This is a genomic window from Paenibacillus ehimensis NBRC 15659 (genome assembly GCF_004000785.1).
Lineage (GTDB): Bacteria > Bacillota > Bacilli > Paenibacillales > NBRC-103111 > Paenibacillus_G > Paenibacillus_G ehimensis.
This window is the reverse complement of sequence record NZ_BILX01000059.1, coordinates 25,086-41,527: the sequence shown is the minus strand read 5'-3', so window position 1 is coordinate 41,527 and position 16,442 is coordinate 25,086. Positions and strand designations below refer to the sequence as shown.

Genomic DNA, 16,442 nt, shown 5'->3' with positions numbered 1-16,442 from the left:
GCTGCCGTCGGCTCGCCGCTCATCGGCGCCGCGGACGCCTTGGGCTTCGCCTCGGGCGCTTCGCCGCCAGCGGCTTTCGCGCCCCCGCGTGCCTCTGCGCCGCCCTTCGCGGGAGCGTCTTCGCCTGCGACCGCTTCCCCGGCGGACGCTTGGCTTACGCTCACTTTCGCCGTATCGCTCGCCTGCTCGCCGGCTGCACCCGCTTTCACTCTATCGCTCGCAAGTTGATCGCCTGCGTTCGCTTTCGCATTTTCACCCGTCGTCGGCTGCTCGCTGGAGGCCGTTTCCGCCTGATCGCCCGACGGCTTTGCGCTGGCGTCCGCTTTCGATTGCTTTTGCTCTTCGGCAGCGGCCGCATCAGCTTTCTCTCGCTTTTGCTCCTCGCTCATCGATTGGTCACCTGCTTACCGGTTTTCGCTTCATAGCGGATTTTTTCCTGCAGCTTGTTGATGCCGTAGATCAGGGCGGCCGGATTCGGCGGACAGCCGGGAATATATACATCGACCGGAACGACTTGGTCAACGCCCTTCACTACCGCGTACGATTTCACATACGGGCCGCCCGCCGTGGCACAGGAGCCCATCGCAATGACCCATTTGGGCTCCGGCATCTGCTCGTACAAACGCCTCAATAGCGGGGCCATCTTCTTCGTCACCGTGCCGGCGACGATCATCACGTCCGACTGGCGCGGGGACGTCCGGAAAATGACACCAAAACGGTCCAGATCGTAATGGGACGCGCCCGTGCCCATCATTTCAATAGCGCAGCAAGCAAGTCCGAAAGTCAACGGCCACAGCGAGTTGCTGCGGGCCCACGCCTTCACCTGCTCCAGCGTGGTCATGAACACGTTGCGCTCCAGCTCTTGCCGTTCCTCAGGCGTAATGCTCTCTAAATTGAAGTCCATTGCAGCACCTTCTTCTTCCAAGCGTAGAGTAAGCCTATGATCAGCAAGCCTACAAATATGCACATCTCTACAAGCGCAAACAAGCCTAATTGCTTATAAGCAACGGCCCATGGGTACAAAAATACGGTTTCCACATCGAAGATGACAAACATCAGCGCAAACAGGTAATACCGGATGTTGAATCGGACATGGCCCGTACCTACCGGTTCGTTACCGCTTTCATAAGTCGTATACTTTTCCTCCACCGGTCTGTAGGGACGGAGCCAGCGACCGATTGTAAGCGCTGCAATTGGAAGCAATACCGCTAAGAAGAGAAAAATCGTTACGACCACGTAATTGTTCATGTACATCGCCAACGAACCGCCTCCCTATTATATTGGGTCCCGCCTGCATGTTCCCCTGCAGGACTGTTGTTAAAGTTATGCCTTCCCAATTATAACAAATGCCATTTGGGGTGTCTAACATTTTCATCCACTTTCACAATGCCTTCATAAGTCGGAAAGCCTAATTCTCTATATTACTCGTCCAGTTCAAGGAAGACTAGAAAAAAAGACGAAGGAACCGTGTTCCCCCGTCTTTTTGGTTCATTTATTATTTTTTCCCAGAGACGTCAATTCGATTCAATGCACGCTGCAAAGCGAGTTCCGCCCGCTTGAAGTCGATATGGTCTTGTTTGGCTTGAGACAACCGACTTTGCGCCCGTTCTTTCGCTTTCTGTGCACGCTCGACATCGATTTGTTCCGGCAGCTCGGCGCTTTCCGCCAGTATAACCACCTTATCCTTGCGCACTTCCATAAAACCGCCGTTCACTGCGATAACTTCGTCTTTCGACCCGCGTTTCTTCACAGTAATCGGAGCGATTCGTAATGGAGTGACCAGCGGAATGTGATTCGGCAGAATTCCAAGCTCCCCTTCAACGCCCTTTACGACAATCATGTTCGCCTGCTCGGCGTACACTTTACGCTCGGGGGTGACGATTTCCAACAGGAATGTGCTCACTTGGATTCCCCTCCTAAGGGCTTTCGTTAGAAAGCCACATCGTAAGCATTAGCTGAGTTTGCCTAGGGGCAAACTACTTCGTAAGCATAAGCTGGGCTTTCGTTAGAAAGCCGCATCGTAAGCATTAATCGGCTTTTTATTTCAAAAGCCGTTTTGCCGCCGAAGCCCGATTCTTTGACGGAATCGGCCTTCAGCAGCATTCTATTTCATTACAGCGTTTTTGCCTTTTCGATCGCGTCTTCAATCGTACCCACGTTGTGGAACGCAGGCTCCGGAAGGTTGTCGTGCTTGCCTTCGAGAATTTCTTTGAAGCTGCGGACGGTTTCTTTAACCGGCACGTACAGACCAGGAATCCCGTTGAACGCCTCGGCCACGTGAAGCGGCTGGGACAGGAACAAACGGAGACGGCGAGCGCGGTGCACGACCATTTTGTCCTCGTCGGACAACTCGTCCATACCCAAGATCGCGATAATATCGAGCAGCTCTTTATAACGCTGAAGAATCCGTTTTACGCCTTGAGCGACATTGTAGTGCTCTTCGCCGAGAATTTCCGGCGTCAAAATCCGGGAAGACGATGCGAGCGGGTCTACCGCAGGGAAAATACCGGCGGCAGCGATGCTGCGCTCCAGGTTCGTCGTTGCGTCCAAGTGGGCAAATGCCGTTGCCGGAGCCGGGTCGGTATAGTCGTCCGCCGGAACGTAAATCGCCTGGATGGAAGTAACGGAACCTTTTTTCGTCGAAGTGATCCGCTCTTGCAGCTGACCCATCTCGGTAGCCAGCGTCGGCTGGTAACCTACCGCGGAAGGCATACGGCCGAGCAATGCGGAAACCTCGGAACCCGCTTGGGTAAAGCGGAAGATGTTGTCGATAAACAGAAGCACGTCGCGGCCTTCTTCGTCGCGGAAATATTCCGCCATCGTCAAGCCGGACAATGCCACGCGAAGACGCGCACCCGGCGGCTCGTTCATCTGTCCGAAAACCATCGCGGTTTTCGAGATAACGCCGGAATCCTTCATCTCGTGGTAAAGGTCGTTACCTTCACGCGTTCTTTCGCCTACGCCCGCGAATACGGAGATACCGCCGTGCTCTTGAGCGATGTTGTGGATCAGCTCCTGCATCGTAACGGTTTTACCTACGCCCGCACCGCCGAAGAGACCGATCTTACCGCCCTTCGCATAAGGAGCCATCAAGTCGATAACTTTAATCCCCGTTTCAAGGATTTCCGCCTTCGTCGACAGGTTGTCGAACGCAGGAGCGGCTTTATGAATCGGGCTGGTGAGCGTCCGGTCGATCTCAGCCGTTCCGTCGATCGGATCGCCCAGTACGTTAAATACGCGGCCCAGCGTAGCCGGACCTACCGGTACGGAAATCGGAGCGCCGGTGTCGGTTACTTCCATACCGCGCACCAGACCGTCCGTGGAAGACATAGCGACACAACGAACCAGGTTGTCGCCGAGATGTACCGCAGCTTCAACCGTCAGGCTGATGTCATGCTCGCCTTGTTTTTCGGCTTTCTTTTCAATCTTAATGGCATTCAAAATCTCAGGGAGGTGTCCACGTTCAAACTCAATGTCAACGACCGGCCCTGTGATATTCACAACGCGCCCTTTGCTCATGTTTTCCCTCCTCAAAGTTTTGCCTATGGCAAAACTGTCTTCGTAAGCATCCGCCTAAGTTTTGCCGCAGGCAAAACTGCATCGTAAGCATATATCCGAGCCTTGCCGGAGCAAGGCCATTCGTGCATCTTAATCAACTAGCTTTGAGCGTTCGCACCGGCGACGATCTCGGAAATTTCCTGCGTAATCGAAGCCTGCCGCGCACGGTTGTACGACAACGTCAACTCGTTGATCATCTTCGTCGCGTTCTTCGTCGCGCTGCTCATTGCCGTCATTCTAGCCCCGAACTCGCTGGCCTTTCCATCCAATAACGCGCTGTAGATAAGCGTCTCGGCATACTTGGGAAGGAGCACTTCCAATACGCCTTCGGCAGACGGCTCATATTCGTAGGCAGACGTTGTTTCGACGGACACGTCTTCCATCGGGAGAAGGCGTTTGACGGTCGGGATTTGAGTCATCGCATTTTTAAACTGGTTGTAGACCAAGAACAACTGATCGTACGACCCGTTCTCGAAATTACCTACCGCCGCAGCTGCGATGGATTTGATATCCGAGAACGTCGGCGAATCGGGAAGTCCGGTGACTTCCTCCAGAATCGGAATGTTCCGTTTCTTGAAAAAGTCTCTGCCTTTGCGCCCGATCACGAAGATCGAATACTCGGCAGAAGAGCTGTGCTTTTCACGAATTTCCGCCATCACCTTCCGCAACACGTTGGCGTTGTAGCCGCCGGCCAGACCGCGGTCGGACGTGATTACCAAATAACCGGTCTTTTTCACCTCGCGGGTTTCGAGCATCGGGTGCTTCACACCCTTCGTTCCCGCAGCGATGCTGCCGACCACTTCCTTCAGCTTATCCGCGTAAGGACGGGCGGACTCCGCCGCCATTTGGGCTCTTCTAAGCTTGGAAGCCGCAACCATTTCCATGGCCTTGGTTATTTGCTTCATGTTTTGCTTGGATCTGATCGCGCGCTTAATCTCGCGCATCCCTTTTGCCATACCTGCTCACCTCTCTTTCGAGGCTTCTCCGCTTGCTTCCGCAGGCCTGAACGGCCAGAAGCTTCCGCAAGGGAGAACCTTCATCGAAACGCTTGTTTCAGGCTTATCGTGGAGCACCGGGTTTCTTCACCAGATTCCCGGGGTAATTATATATTATTCGGAAACCGAGAAGCTTCTTTTGAACTGTCCGATCGCGTCCGTCAATGCTTTCTCGTTGTCCGCCGTCAAGTCTTTCGTGTCGCGGATGCTTTGGAGAATTTCCGGACGGCTGGAGTCCAGATATGCCAAGAACTCGGATTCGAAGCGAAGCACGTCTTTAACCGGGATATCGTCCAGATGACCTCTGACGACCGTAAAGAGGGAAGCCACTTGACGCTCCAGACTCATCGGCTGGTTCACGCCTTGCTTCAAGATTTCAAGCGTGCGCTCACCACGGTTCAAACGGCTTTGCGTCGCTTTATCCAGGTCAGAACCGAACTGTGCGAATGCGGCAAGCTCGCGGTATTGAGCCAAGTCGACGCGGAGTGTACCGGCAACTTTTTTCATCGCTTTCGTTTGCGCGGAGCCCCCTACCCGGGATACCGAGATACCGACGTTAACCGCCGGACGTTGGCCGGAGTAGAACAGGTCGGACTCCAGGAAGATCTGTCCGTCCGTAATCGAGATTACGTTGGTCGGGATATATGCGGATACGTCGCCTGCTTGCGTTTCGATAAACGGCAGCGCGGTGATCGAGCCTCCGCCCAGCTCGTCGTTCAATTTTGCAGCGCGCTCCAGCAAACGGGAGTGCAGATAGAAGACGTCGCCCGGATAAGCTTCCCGGCCCGGAGGACGGCGAAGCAGCAAGGACAGCTCGCGGTATGCTGCCGCTTGTTTGGACAAGTCGTCGTAAACGATCAGGACGTGCTCGCCTTTGTACATGAAGTACTCGCCCATCGCGCAGCCTGCATAAGGAGCAAGCCACAGCATCGGGGACGGCTCGGAAGCCGAAGCGGTAACCACGATCGTGTAGTCGAGCGCGCCTGCTTTACGCAGCTGCTCTACGACGCCGACAACGGTGGATTGCTTTTGTCCGATCGCAACATAAATACATTTTACGCCGTTGCCTTTTTGGTTGATGATCGTATCGATCGCGATTGCGGTTTTACCCGTTTGACGGTCGCCGATGATCAGCTCGCGCTGACCGCGGCCGACAGGAATCATCGCGTCGATCGCTTTAATCCCGGTTTGCATCGGCTCATGAACCGATTTACGAGCCATAACGCCCGGAGCCGGAGACTCGATTGCGCGGAAATTCGTCGTGTTAATCGGACCTTTGCCGTCTACCGGTTGACCGAGCGGGTTCACGACGCGGCCCAGCAGTTCCTCGCCAACGGGAACTTCCATGATGCGGCCGGTACGTTTCACTTGGTCGCCTTCGCGGATGTCGGTGTAAGGTCCCAAAATAACGATACCTACGTTGCTTTCCTCAAGGTTAAACGCGTATCCCAACACGCCGTTGGGAAACTCGAGCAGTTCGCCTGCCATGACGTTCTCCAAGCCGTGAGCACGGGCGATACCGTCGCCGACCTGAATAACCGTACCTACGTCAACCACTTGAATCTCGGATTTATATTGTTCAATCTGCTGCTTAATCAGCGTGCTGATTTCTTCCGGTCTGATACTCAAATTCCCTCACCCCTATCTACAGTGCTTGAGATTGATTCAACGTTTTGTGCAGACGCTCGAGCTTGCCCGCCAAGCTTCCGTCATACAAACGGTCGCCGATGCGGACTTGAATGCCGCCGAGCAATCTTTTATCGAGAACCGAATCCACACGGATTTGTTTGCCGGTTAATTTGCCGAACGTTTCGGCAATGGTGCCGAGCTCCGCTTCGCTGAGCTCCACAGGCGTGTATACCGTGGCGTTCGCTTGACCGAGCGCATCGCTGGCGATTTTGCCGTAAGCTGTCACGAAAGCTTCCAGGGATTCTTCCCGGCGGCGTTGGATGAGCAGCTTCAGCGTGTTAACAACAACTTCGGATACGTCCGCATCGAAGATTTGCTTGATCAACCCGATCTTTACATCAGCCTCGATGCCCGGATGCTTGATGAGCTTGAACAGGTCCGGATTCTCGTTTAAGACCGCAATGACCTTTCCGAGCTCTTGCTCGACTTGAGCAACCCGGTCGGACTCCCTAGCGACATCGAATAATGCCTTGGCGTACCTTTTGGCTGCGATCAGATCCTGGCTCATCGGTTGCCCCCTACTTCTTTCAAGTAGTGTTCAACCAACTCTTCCTGGGACTTCTCGTCAACTTGCTTCTCGATAATTTTGGAAGCGATCATGACGGACAAAGCGCTGACTTGACCGCGAACGGCCGCAATCGCTTTGTTTTTCTCGCTTTCGATATCCTGAAGCGCTTCGTTTTTCAAACGAGCCGCCTCCGATTTCGCTTGCTCCACGATTTCTTCGCCTTGCTTGGCGCTTACTTTGCGGGCCTGCTCGATAATCTCGTGAGCTTCCTTGCGAACATCCTGCATCGCTTGCTTTTGTTCGGCAAGCAGTTGCTCCGCTTCACGGCGATTTTTGTCTGTAGATTCGATTTGCTCGGCAAGCATGCGCTTGCGCGCTTCCATGATTCCCATCAAAGGTCCGAAAGCGTATTTATTCAATAGCCAATACAGGATCAGAAAGGCTACGATCGCAAATACAAATGACTCCCAATGCCAACCCATCCATGCCACTCCTTTCAGTCATTTCAGGCAAAACGAAGGCGTGGATGGCTCAGGCCTTCCGCGCCAAACCGATTTCATTCAATTAAGCACCGAAGAAGATCAGGAATCCGAGTACGACACCGATAATCGGCACAACCTCGACGATACCTACACCGATAAACATAGTCGTTTGCAGAGTACCGCGGAGTTCAGGCTGACGAGCGATACCTTCAACTGTTTTGCTGACGATCAAACCGTTACCGATACCCGCGCCAAGCGCGCCCAAACCGATTGCCAAAGCTGCTGCTAAAAATTCCATTGTTAAAATCCTCCTCAACTGATCACTAGTTTTTTAATTTGTTTTCTTAAAATTCGCGACTGGCATGAAGCGGCCACCGGATTAATGACCTTCCTCATGCACGGTAGCTTGCGAAATGTAAACCATGGTAAGAATCGTGAACAGGAACGCCTGAATCGCGCCGACGAAAATACTGAAGCCTTGCCATGCGATAAGCAGCGGAGTTCCAAAGATACCAGCCATCAAGATGGTGGCGATCAGCACCTCGCCCGCAAAAATGTTCGCGTACAAACGCAAACCGAGCGTCAGAGGCTTCGAAATTTCCTTGATTACATTCAGAGGGAAGAAGAACCAGAACGGTTCGAAGTAATGCTTCAAATAATGCTTGGTATTAAGCTTAAGACCTAAATAATGCGTCAGCACAAATATGATCACAGCAAGCCCGAAAGTGACCGATACATCGGCTGTCGGCGATTTCCACCAAGCCACCTCGACTCCGTGACCGCCGTGGGCGCTTTTGATCATCTCTTCGGAAACGATCGTATAACCGAACAGCGTCAGCGGTTGGTCATGCGTAGTAACGATACCGAAGGGAAGCCCCAACAGGTTGGCTACAAAAATAAACATAATCAAGGTCATGCCCAGAGAAATATAAGGCTTCACTCTGTTTAAAGGCATAGTGCTGGCAATAATATTGTGCACGAACTCGACGACCCATTCCAAAAAGTTTTGCATTTTGGAAGGATTGGTAACGGACAAGTTCCTTACGGATAACCGTGCCAGAATGAACACGATGACGCAAGTAACGATAATCGCCAGAAACGTGGAGATATCGATATTCAGTCCCCCGAGCTGTAAAACCGGAAACTTATGCATTTTTACATTTCCCTCCTTTCCATGCACTACGATTGATTTCTTCTAAAAAGTAAACCCATCAGGAGTGTTACCAATTGGACGAAAAATAATCCAATGATGGTAAAAACAAGGTTGAATTGCGGCAGCTTCACGGCGATCATCACCGCGATTAGCGCCATGCACATCCTGGAGACCGTTCCCAAATTGACTCGCTTGCCCATGTATTCGTTTGCGTTCCGGGAAACCGATTCAATTTTCATGGCCAAAAGCCAGGCGTTGATCAGGCTGACCGCCAGGCCGAGCATCAATCCGCACACGTATGTCCGGTAAGCCGGCATGAACGCCCAAACCAGCAGCAGGGCAGACAAAAAATACAGCGTAACACGCACAACAGACTTTAACTGGTTCTTCATTTATTCCCGTTTGTCCTCCAGAAACCGTTTTAGTACCAGTACGACCGTAAAGATACCGATTGCAAAACCAATCAATACCCCGCCGATCACCCAAGTCTTCGTACCGCCACCCCAATGTTTGTCGGCCAAGCTCCCTATGAAATACCCAATCGTTGTGCATACGACAATGTCGATCCCCAAAGCGCTGACCAAAGCGGCCGCGCGCCAAGGCTGATTGTACGGATCCTTTTCATTCATGGATGCCACCCTACAATCCTAGTATATTTTATCGAAGCAAAGTCATTTTTGTCAATTGTGCAACTTGGCATTATTTCTATGACAAAAATCACAAAAACGTTGATATATCAAGGTTTTTTTGGCTTTCAAACCAAACAGTGCAACTGTACGCTGTAGCGTTTGTCAATATATTGTCACGGTTGGAACGGCTCCGGTCTGTCCGTCGTATGACCAAAATGGTAAAGGATGGCCTGAACGATCCGTTCGGACGCCTTTCCGTCGCCATAAGGATTGGCCGAACGGCTCATTCTCTCGTACAGCGCCTCGTCGCTGAGCAGCGCTTTCGCCCGTTCATAGACATGCTGTTCGTCCGTCCCCACCAGCTCCAGCGTCCCGGCATCGATGCCTTCAGGCCGCTCCGTCGTTTCGCGCAGCACGAGCACCGGCACCCCGAACGAAGGAGCTTCCTCCTGCATCCCGCCCGAATCGGTCAGGATCAGGTGCGCATGCCGGTAAAAGTTGTGGAACTCCAGCACGTCGAACGGCTCAAGCAGCTTGATCCGTTCATGCCCGCCGAGCATCTCGTGTGCCGGTTCCTTGACGGCCGGACTCGGATGCACCGGATACACGATGACAATATCTTCAAACTCGTCGACCAGTCTGCGCACGGCGCGGAAAATTTGCCGGTGCGGCTCGCCCTGCGACTCCCGGCGGTGAGCGGTCATCAGCACGAGGCGCTTGCCCTTGGCCCAATCCAGCACCGGATGGGTAAACTGCTCCTGTACCGTATATTGAAACACATCCGTCACGCTGTTGCCAGTGACATAGATCGCGTTCTCGGGCTTATTTTCTTTACGCAGGTTGCCAGCGGACCAATTCGTCGGCGCAAAATGCATATCGGCCAGCACGCCCGTAAGCTGACGGTTCATCTCTTCCGGGTACGGCGAGAGCTTGTTCCACGTCCGCAGTCCGGCTTCCACGTGCCCGACTTGAATCTGCTGCAGAAATGCCGCATAGCTGGCAAGGAACGTTGTCAGCGTATCGCCATGAACGAGAATGAGGTCCGGCTTCTCTTCCTTGAACACGGGGTCAAGTCCCTGCAGCACGCGAATGGTGATTTCGTTCAACGTCTGGCGGTCCTTCATGACGTCCAGATCGTAGTCGGGCTTGATTTTGAAAATATCGAGCACTTGATCGAGCATCTGGCGGTGCTGCGCCGTAACGCATACGAGCGACTCGATCTTATCCGGATGCTTCTCCAGTTCTTTCACCAGCGGAGCCATCTTGATGGCTTCCGGCCTTGTCCCGAAAATCGTAATGACTTTGGTTTTTTTCATGCTTTGCGGTTTCCCCTTCCCGAACCTTTATTTCGTTCCGAATAACCGGTCGCCCGCGTCCCCGAGCCCCGGCACGATATAGCCGTGGTCGTCCAAATAATCGTCGATGGCCGCTACGTAAATATCAACGTCCGGATGCGCCTGTTGTACGGCTTGGACGCCTTCGGGAGCGGCGATCAGGCACATGAGCTTGATCTGGGTGCAGCGGCGCTTCTTGAGCGCCTCGATAGCCGCATTAGCCGACCCTCCCGTAGCCAGCATCGGATCGATTACGATCAGCTCGCGCTCCGTGACGTCCGTCGGCAGCTTGGCGTAGTATTCAACCGGCTCCAGCGTTTCCGGGTCCCGGTACAATCCGATGTGACCCACTTTGGCTGCCGGAACGAGCTTCAGGACGCCGTCCACCATACCGAGCCCTGCCCTTAGAATCGGGATAAGCCCGAGCATCCGCCCGGAAATGACCCGGCCTTCCGCCGTGGTTACGGGCGTGCGCACCTTCACCTTCTCCAGCGGAATGTCTCTTGTAATTTCGTAGGCCATCAGCGTGGCCACCTCGTCGACAAGCTCGCGAAAGTCTTTCGTTGTCGTATTTTCGTCCCGTATGTACGTTAACTTATGTTGGATCAGCGGATGATCGCAAACAAACACTTTTCCCATGCCTTGCTCCCCCTACTAACGCTATGAAGCCAAACCTTGTCTATTATACCACAACTATAAGAAGTAATCCCAAATCGCGTGAAAAATATGCAGCTTCGGTAAAAATGATCCACGTGGAACAATAAAATCTACACGCGGTAAGGGCGGCAAACCTGCCATTAGCCAGGATCCGAGCATAGCTGGAGCATCTTGAGACCACCCGAAGCGAACAACACAAAAGAACCGGCCCCTTCACGCGGAAGGTCCGATTCTTTTGCAAAAAATGGAATTAATATTGAAGCCCCGAATAAAGCGGGAACTGTGCGGTCAAATCTTTAACCATCCCGCGCACCTTGTCATGCACCGCCGCGTCGGACGGATTTTTCAGGGTAAGAGAGATGATCTTCGCGATCGTTTTCATCGCTTCTTCGTTCATGCCGCGGGACGTTGCCGCCGGCGTGCCCAGACGGATGCCGCTTGTTACGAACGGGCTGGTCGGGTCGTACGGAATCGCGTTTTTGTTGACGGTAACGCCGACTTCATCAAGCAGATGCTCGGCTTCTTTACCGGTAATGTTCAGGCTGCGCAGGTCGATGAGCATCAAGTGGTTGTCCGTACCGCCGGACACGATGTTGATGCCTTCGGCCGACAAAGCTTCGGCCAGCGCTTTGGCGTTGTTGATGACGTTTTGCGCGTACGTCTTGAACTCCGGTTGGAGCGCTTCGCCGAACGCTACGGCTTTCGCTGCGATGATGTGCATCAACGGACCGCCTTGCGTGCCCGGGAAGACTGCTTTATCGATCGCCGCCGCCCAAGGCTTGCGGCACAAAATCAAACCGCCGCGCGGACCGCGAAGCGTTTTGTGCGTCGTCGTCGTGACGAAGTGCGCATGCGGCACCGGATTCGGGTGCAGACCGGCTGCGACCAGACCCGCGATATGCGCCATGTCCACCATGAAGAGCGCGCCTACGTCTTCGGCGATTTTGCCGAGCGCTTCAAAGTCGATCGTACGCGAGTACGCGCTTGCGCCCGCTACGATCAGGCGGGGTCTATGCTTGAACGCCGCTTTGCGGACGTCGTCGTAATCGATGCGGGCATCTTTCTCGGATACGCCGTACTCGACGAAATTGTACAGAATGCCGGACGCGTTCACCGGGCTGCCGTGCGTCAAGTGACCGCCGTGGGACAAGTTCATGCCGAGAATCGTATCGCCGGGCTTCACTGCCGCAAGATAGACAGCCATGTTCGCCTGCGCGCCGGAGTGCGGCTGCACATTCGCATGCTCGGCGCCGAACAGTTCTTTCGCGCGGTCGCGGGCAATGTCCTCTACGATATCGACGTATTCGCAGCCGCCGTAGTAGCGCTTATGCGGATAGCCTTCGGCATATTTGTTGGTCAGCACCGTACCCATCGCTTCAAGCACGGCTTGGCTGACAAAGTTCTCGGAAGCGATCAGCTCGATTTTGTCGCGTTGACGGCCGAGCTCCAGGTTCATCGCCTCGACGATTTTCGGATCTTGTTTACGCAACTGTTCCATAATGAATAAATCCTCCTCATAGTTAAAATGATTTATTTGGAATTATGACTGTTAATCGCAGCTTCCTTCACGCGGCGGCTCTGCCGAATAGACGGCGCGGGCTCCGCCGATCAGCTTCGGACGGGTGACCGCCATCAGCACGGGCGCCTCGCCGATCTGCCGGATCGACGGCCGGACCGGTACGGCTACGCGCTTCAAATGCATCCCGATCAATGTGCCTCCGATATCGATACCGGCATGCGCCGCCACGGTCTCGACGACGACGGCGTCGGCCAGCTTCCGGTAGGCATAAGAGGCCATGGAACCCCCGGCCTTCGGCATCGGAATGACGCTCACCTGCTCCAATCCGTACCGCCGCATCGCTTCCCGCTCCACGACAAGCGCCCGGTTCAAATGCTCGCAGCATTGATACACCGGGAAGAAGCCGGTTTCCGCCCTTACCGCTTCGACCGCTTCATAGATCTCCCTGGCGACCGCTTCGCTGCCTCCGGTGCCGATATGGCGGCCGAGCACTTCGCTCGTGCTCGTCCCGATCACGATAAGCTGACCCGGCTCGATTTTCCCGGCCTGAACCAGTTCCCGGACGATCGTTTCGACTTGCGCACGGACGGCTGAAACAGGCGAATCCGCTTCCTTTCCGCTAGTAACGTTCGGCTGTTCGGTCATCGATTTCACCCTCTTTTCCTGCCGTGTGGCGATTTAAGGATGTATGGCGAACTTATCTTCGAGCGCTTTGACCTTGTTCACCCGGTTCCGGTGGCGTTCGCCTTCCGAAAACTCGGTTTCGAGCCAAATCTTGACGATTTCCTGCGCGACCCCCGGGCCGACGACCCGCTCGCCCAGCGCGAGCACGTTCGAATCGTTATGCTCCCGCGTCGCTTTGGCGGAAAACAAATCGTGCACGAGCGCGCAGCGGATGCCCGGCACTTTGTTGGCCGCGATGGTCATGCCGATGCCCGTCCCGCAAATCAGAATGCCTTTGTCCGCTTCCCCCGCTGCCACCTTCTCGCACACCGCCAGCGCATAATCCGGGTAATCGACGGAATCGGCGCAGCTGCAGCCGTAATCTTGAACCTCGTGTCCCAACGATTCGATCAGCGGCTTCAGCTCGTCCTTCAGTCGGTACCCCGCATGATCCGCACCCATTGCAATTTTCATTTTTCTTTAATTCGCCTCCTCGCTAATGTCGATTTCATTATAACCCAAACCGCGACAAAAACGAAAAAAGAGCATGACGCATGCGTGTCCGCTTGCGATGCTCTTTGCCCAGGCGACCGGCCGTATGACCCGATGCTCCACTGTGGTTGCCCCCACTCGTCGCCAGTTACATCGGGATTCCTTCATGTATACGTCCATCATATCCGATTCTGCGCCCGCTGTAAAGCCTATCTTGCCGCCTGAGCGGTAACCTAAGGAGCTTTAGCGGGCATCTTTCAGCTTGGCTGCAAGCTTGATTAGACAGGCGTGAATTTCGGCCGCACAGCTCTCGTACTGCTGAAGCGAGCCGCCGAACGGGTCGGCGATGTCCGGATTCGGCAGTTCCCGCTGCAGCGTTACGATACGGGACCGCTCCTCATCCGTTACCGGCTTCGCCAGCGCTTGCTTCAGCTGAATATCGGTCATCAGCCTTTCGACTTCGGCGATTTTCGCCGCGGCTGCCGAATCGGCTTCCACGTATTCCTTCAAAGTATGAATCTTGTCCACGGTTTCTGGAAAGCGTTGAATCGTATATCTTTTGTGCGCAGAAGTCATCGTCAGAATCAAATCCGCCCACTCGACCGTCGATTGCGAAAGAGCAGCGGAACGCTGAGGCCCTATGCAGCCGTTCGATTTCAACACAAACGCCGCGTGCTCGGAGATCGGAGTCCCGTCTTGGGCGGCCACCCCGGCGGACCGCACCTCAATCCCCGCCAGCCCTTCGTCCGCCAGTATTTTTCGCATCAATCCTTCCGCCATCGGACTGCGGCAAGTATTGCCGGTACATACGAACAAGATCCGGTTCATCGCATTCTCCCCTCTTTCGTATCTAAATGGGTTACCCCTATATATTACCTCAAAAGCATCCGATTTACCTCTAAATCGCCCAAGGGCGGATGCGGATCTATCACAACAAAAATCGAATGCCAAACGCAAGCAAAATGACGCCGCCCAGCGCTTCGCCATACTCTCCCACCCATTCGCCGACCCTTCGGCCAAGCACCAGCCCGGCAACCGACATGAGACCGCCTGCCGTGCCGAACATGAGTACGGTCATGAGGACATCCCCTGCGAACATGCCGAGCGACACGCCGACCGAGAACGAATCGATACTGACGCTGAGCGAAAACAGCATGAGCCCCCAAAAGGAACGGTGATCGTACGTCGGGGATTCTTCCGAACGCAAGGAGCTGTAGACCATGTGCGCTCCGAGCAGCAGCAGGAGGATGCCGCCGCCAATCGTGGCGACCTTGCCGATCAGCGCGCTGATATAGCCGCCCGTCCACATTCCCGCGAGCGGCATCAAAATGTGGAACAGGGCGGTGACGATGCTGATTTTGGCAATATCGAGCTTGCGAATGCCCCGCATGCCGATGCCTAGCCCCAGTGATAACGCATCCAAACCGAGAGCCAGCGCCATAAACCCGATAGAAATGAATTGTCCCCATAGCAGCGGCGATGCCAGATCCATGCTTTCCCCTACCCCCTGTCCTCTTCTTAACCAACATATGCGGACAAGAGGGCAAACATGAATTCCATAATATGACACAAGTAAGGTGAATCCGCAGAAAGCGGGTGAGTCCCATGGCGGTGCTTTCACGGCGTTCGATGAATTTGATTGCCGTCAGACGGAACCGAAGACGCGAAGCTGCCCAAAAAGGCTACACCGTGAAAACGCGGCCTCCGGCAGCTTTACGCAACCGGTTCATAATCGCGGCCCCGAGGCCTTCTTCAGGGCAAGCTTCGGCAGCGATGAAGCCGACCCCGGCTTCGTCGAACTCGCGCAGTGCCGCGTACAGCCCATGGGCGACCGTTTCGAGGGCGTCCAAGCGGCCGCACGGCACGATATGGTCCGCGTGGAAGCGGTCCGCGTGCTCCGCGTAGGTCAATACGCCGGTGCGCTCGCCTCGCGCCCGGGCTTCGTCCAGCTCGCGCTGCATGCAGGCATGCACGAGCTTGTCCGATGCGCCTTGCACAAGCACCATCGTCCCCCGCGGAGCATAATGCGCATATTTCATGCCCGGCGCGCGCGGAGCGTTGGGCTCGCGGTGCTCCGCCTGGGGCTCCACTACGGGGGTACCCGGCAGCGCTTCGCGAAGCTGGTCTGCCGTAATCCCGCCGGGCCGCAAAATATAAAGCGCATCGCCCGCAAATTCCACCACGGTCGACTCCAGACCGACCCCGGCCTCTCCTCCGTCAACGATTCCCGCAATGCGGCCCGCCAGATCGCCCAGCACGTGCGAGGCCTTCGTCGGGCTGGGACGGCCGGAACGGTTCGCGCTTGGAGCAGCGACCGGGCAGCCGGCGGCCGCGATCAGCCCGAGCGCGACAGGGTGGCCCGGCATGCGCAGCCCGACCGTGGAAAGTCCTGCCGTAACGAGCGGAGACAGCGCGCCCGGCTTGACCTGTAGCACGACGGTCAGCGGTCCCGGCCAGAAGGCGTCCAGTAAACGCAAAACGGCCTCCTCCGGCGGAGCGACCAGCTCCTCCAGCTGAGACCTGTCGGCGATATGAACGATGAGCGGGTTATCCGACGGCCTGCCCTTGGCTGCGAAAATGTCCGCAACGGCCTCCGTATTCCTCGCGTCCGCCCCGAGGCCGTACACCGTCTCGGTCGGAAACGCGACCGTCCGCCCGTCCTGCAGCAGCGCGGCTGCTTCGAGCAATGCTTCCCGGGAAGGGGCTTCCGCGCTCACTTTCCACACCTTTGTTTCCGTCGTCATGTTCATTATCTTCCTTTCC

Annotated in this window: 20 protein-coding genes, 1 pseudogene and 1 riboswitch; all 21 genes and pseudogenes read right to left on the bottom strand. The window is 55.1% G+C overall.

Going from position 1 to position 16,442, the window contains the following annotated elements:
- Positions 1-389 (bottom strand): annotated as a pseudogene (locus PEH01S_RS25485) (hypothetical protein); the annotation flags it as partial.
- The gene (locus tag PEH01S_RS25480) at positions 386-904 is read right to left on the bottom strand and encodes a NuoB/complex I 20 kDa subunit family protein (protein WP_010500430.1); all 519 of its coding nucleotides are present in this window, start codon (positions 902-904) and stop codon (positions 386-388) included. The gene PEH01S_RS25480 and the pseudogene PEH01S_RS25485, both read right to left, overlap by 4 nt.
- Entirely contained in the window at positions 889-1,254 is a 366-nt protein-coding gene (locus PEH01S_RS25475; protein WP_025852942.1) for an NADH-quinone oxidoreductase subunit A, read from the bottom strand. Before PEH01S_RS25475 ends, PEH01S_RS25480 begins: the two co-directional genes overlap by 16 nt.
- Before the next feature lie 241 nt (positions 1,255-1,495).
- Positions 1,496-1,903 (bottom strand): F0F1 ATP synthase subunit epsilon, encoded by a 408-nt coding sequence (locus PEH01S_RS25470; protein ID WP_025852943.1) that lies wholly within the window; start codon positions 1,901-1,903, stop codon positions 1,496-1,498.
- Positions 1,904-2,112: 209 nt separating this feature from the next.
- On the bottom strand, positions 2,113-3,519 hold the full coding sequence (gene atpD, locus PEH01S_RS25465) for a F0F1 ATP synthase subunit beta (RefSeq protein ID WP_025850356.1): 1,407 nt from the start codon (positions 3,517-3,519) through the stop codon (positions 2,113-2,115).
- A gap of 137 nt (positions 3,520-3,656) precedes the next feature.
- The gene (gene atpG / locus PEH01S_RS25460; RefSeq protein WP_025850355.1) at positions 3,657-4,514 is read right to left on the bottom strand and encodes an ATP synthase F1 subunit gamma; all 858 of its coding nucleotides are present in this window, start codon (positions 4,512-4,514) and stop codon (positions 3,657-3,659) included.
- Between the two features lie 153 nt (positions 4,515-4,667).
- Entirely contained in the window at positions 4,668-6,182 is a 1,515-nt protein-coding gene (gene atpA, locus PEH01S_RS25455; RefSeq protein ID WP_127488815.1) for a F0F1 ATP synthase subunit alpha, read from the bottom strand.
- Positions 6,183-6,198: 16 nt separating this feature from the next.
- On the bottom strand, positions 6,199-6,750 hold the full coding sequence (locus PEH01S_RS25450) for a F0F1 ATP synthase subunit delta (RefSeq protein ID WP_127488813.1): 552 nt from the start codon (positions 6,748-6,750) through the stop codon (positions 6,199-6,201).
- Positions 6,747-7,232 carry a F0F1 ATP synthase subunit B gene (gene atpF, locus PEH01S_RS25445; protein WP_025850352.1) on the bottom strand — a complete coding sequence of 162 codons (486 nt, stop codon included), beginning with the start codon at positions 7,230-7,232 and terminating at the stop codon, positions 6,747-6,749. Before atpF ends, PEH01S_RS25450 begins: the two co-directional genes overlap by 4 nt.
- Positions 7,233-7,314: 82 nt before the next feature.
- The gene (gene atpE, locus PEH01S_RS25440; protein ID WP_025850351.1) at positions 7,315-7,530 is read right to left on the bottom strand and encodes a F0F1 ATP synthase subunit C; all 216 of its coding nucleotides are present in this window, start codon (positions 7,528-7,530) and stop codon (positions 7,315-7,317) included.
- An 81-nt stretch (positions 7,531-7,611) separates the two neighbouring features.
- Positions 7,612-8,385 carry a F0F1 ATP synthase subunit A gene (atpB, locus tag PEH01S_RS25435; RefSeq protein WP_025850350.1) on the bottom strand — a complete coding sequence of 258 codons (774 nt, stop codon included), beginning with the start codon at positions 8,383-8,385 and terminating at the stop codon, positions 7,612-7,614.
- A gap of 26 nt (positions 8,386-8,411) precedes the next feature.
- Positions 8,412-8,777, bottom strand: coding sequence for an ATP synthase subunit I (locus PEH01S_RS25430; RefSeq protein ID WP_025850349.1), 366 nt, complete (start codon positions 8,775-8,777; stop codon positions 8,412-8,414).
- The gene (locus PEH01S_RS25425) at positions 8,778-9,014 is read right to left on the bottom strand and encodes an AtpZ/AtpI family protein (RefSeq protein WP_025850348.1); all 237 of its coding nucleotides are present in this window, start codon (positions 9,012-9,014) and stop codon (positions 8,778-8,780) included.
- 173 nt (positions 9,015-9,187) lie between these two features.
- Entirely contained in the window at positions 9,188-10,330 is a 1,143-nt protein-coding gene (gene wecB, locus PEH01S_RS25420; RefSeq protein ID WP_127488811.1) for a non-hydrolyzing UDP-N-acetylglucosamine 2-epimerase, read from the bottom strand.
- Between the two features lie 27 nt (positions 10,331-10,357).
- The gene (gene upp, locus PEH01S_RS25415; protein WP_127488809.1) at positions 10,358-10,987 is read right to left on the bottom strand and encodes a uracil phosphoribosyltransferase; all 630 of its coding nucleotides are present in this window, start codon (positions 10,985-10,987) and stop codon (positions 10,358-10,360) included.
- 268 nt (positions 10,988-11,255) lie between these two features.
- Entirely contained in the window at positions 11,256-12,503 is a 1,248-nt protein-coding gene (gene glyA / locus PEH01S_RS25410) for a serine hydroxymethyltransferase (protein WP_025850345.1), read from the bottom strand.
- A gap of 51 nt (positions 12,504-12,554) precedes the next feature.
- Positions 12,555-13,169, bottom strand: coding sequence for a TIGR01440 family protein (locus PEH01S_RS25405; RefSeq protein WP_025850344.1), 615 nt, complete (start codon positions 13,167-13,169; stop codon positions 12,555-12,557).
- 33 nt (positions 13,170-13,202) lie between these two features.
- On the bottom strand, positions 13,203-13,661 hold the full coding sequence (gene rpiB, locus PEH01S_RS25400) for a ribose 5-phosphate isomerase B (RefSeq protein ID WP_025850343.1): 459 nt from the start codon (positions 13,659-13,661) through the stop codon (positions 13,203-13,205).
- A gap of 99 nt (positions 13,662-13,760) precedes the next feature.
- Positions 13,761-13,841, bottom strand: a riboswitch (ZMP/ZTP riboswitch).
- 81 nt (positions 13,842-13,922) lie between these two features.
- A complete protein-coding gene (locus tag PEH01S_RS25395; protein ID WP_127488807.1) occupies positions 13,923-14,507 on the bottom strand; it encodes a low molecular weight protein arginine phosphatase in 585 nt (194 codons plus the stop codon).
- A 100-nt stretch (positions 14,508-14,607) separates the two neighbouring features.
- Positions 14,608-15,171 carry a manganese efflux pump MntP gene (locus PEH01S_RS25390; protein ID WP_025850341.1) on the bottom strand — a complete coding sequence of 188 codons (564 nt, stop codon included), beginning with the start codon at positions 15,169-15,171 and terminating at the stop codon, positions 14,608-14,610.
- Between the two features lie 190 nt (positions 15,172-15,361).
- A complete protein-coding gene (locus PEH01S_RS25385) occupies positions 15,362-16,423 on the bottom strand; it encodes an L-threonylcarbamoyladenylate synthase (protein ID WP_164828044.1) in 1,062 nt (353 codons plus the stop codon).
- Positions 16,424-16,442: the final 19 nt, after the last annotated feature.

Coding starts and splice junctions, on each gene's coding strand:
- atpG (WP_025850355.1), bottom strand. CDS start 4,514: ATGGCAAAAGGGATGCGCGAGATTAAGCGCGCGATCAGATCCAAGCAA.
- PEH01S_RS25390 (WP_025850341.1), bottom strand. CDS start 15,171: ATGGATCTGGCATCGCCGCTGCTATGGGGACAATTCATTTCTATCGGG.
- PEH01S_RS25385 (WP_164828044.1), bottom strand. CDS start 16,423: ATGACGACGGAAACAAAGGTGTGGAAAGTGAGCGCGGAAGCCCCTTCC.
- wecB (WP_127488811.1), bottom strand. CDS start 10,330: ATGAAAAAAACCAAAGTCATTACGATTTTCGGGACAAGGCCGGAAGCC.
- PEH01S_RS25430 (WP_025850349.1), bottom strand. CDS start 8,777: ATGAAGAACCAGTTAAAGTCTGTTGTGCGTGTTACGCTGTATTTTTTG.
- atpF (WP_025850352.1), bottom strand. CDS start 7,232: ATGGGTTGGCATTGGGAGTCATTTGTATTTGCGATCGTAGCCTTTCTG.
- PEH01S_RS25425 (WP_025850348.1), bottom strand. CDS start 9,014: ATGAATGAAAAGGATCCGTACAATCAGCCTTGGCGCGCGGCCGCTTTG.
- atpE (WP_025850351.1), bottom strand. CDS start 7,530: ATGGAATTTTTAGCAGCAGCTTTGGCAATCGGTTTGGGCGCGCTTGGC.
- PEH01S_RS25480 (WP_010500430.1), bottom strand. CDS start 904: ATGGACTTCAATTTAGAGAGCATTACGCCTGAGGAACGGCAAGAGCTG.
- atpD (WP_025850356.1), bottom strand. CDS start 3,519: ATGAGCAAAGGGCGCGTTGTGAATATCACAGGGCCGGTCGTTGACATT.
- PEH01S_RS25450 (WP_127488813.1), bottom strand. CDS start 6,750: ATGAGCCAGGATCTGATCGCAGCCAAAAGGTACGCCAAGGCATTATTC.
- glyA (WP_025850345.1), bottom strand. CDS start 12,503: ATGGAACAGTTGCGTAAACAAGATCCGAAAATCGTCGAGGCGATGAAC.
- PEH01S_RS25475 (WP_025852942.1), bottom strand. CDS start 1,254: ATGTACATGAACAATTACGTGGTCGTAACGATTTTTCTCTTCTTAGCG.
- PEH01S_RS25395 (WP_127488807.1), bottom strand. CDS start 14,507: ATGAACCGGATCTTGTTCGTATGTACCGGCAATACTTGCCGCAGTCCG.
- rpiB (WP_025850343.1), bottom strand. CDS start 13,661: ATGAAAATTGCAATGGGTGCGGATCATGCGGGGTACCGACTGAAGGAC.
- PEH01S_RS25405 (WP_025850344.1), bottom strand. CDS start 13,169: ATGACCGAACAGCCGAACGTTACTAGCGGAAAGGAAGCGGATTCGCCT.
- atpB (WP_025850350.1), bottom strand. CDS start 8,385: ATGCATAAGTTTCCGGTTTTACAGCTCGGGGGACTGAATATCGATATC.
- upp (WP_127488809.1), bottom strand. CDS start 10,987: ATGGGAAAAGTGTTTGTTTGCGATCATCCGCTGATCCAACATAAGTTA.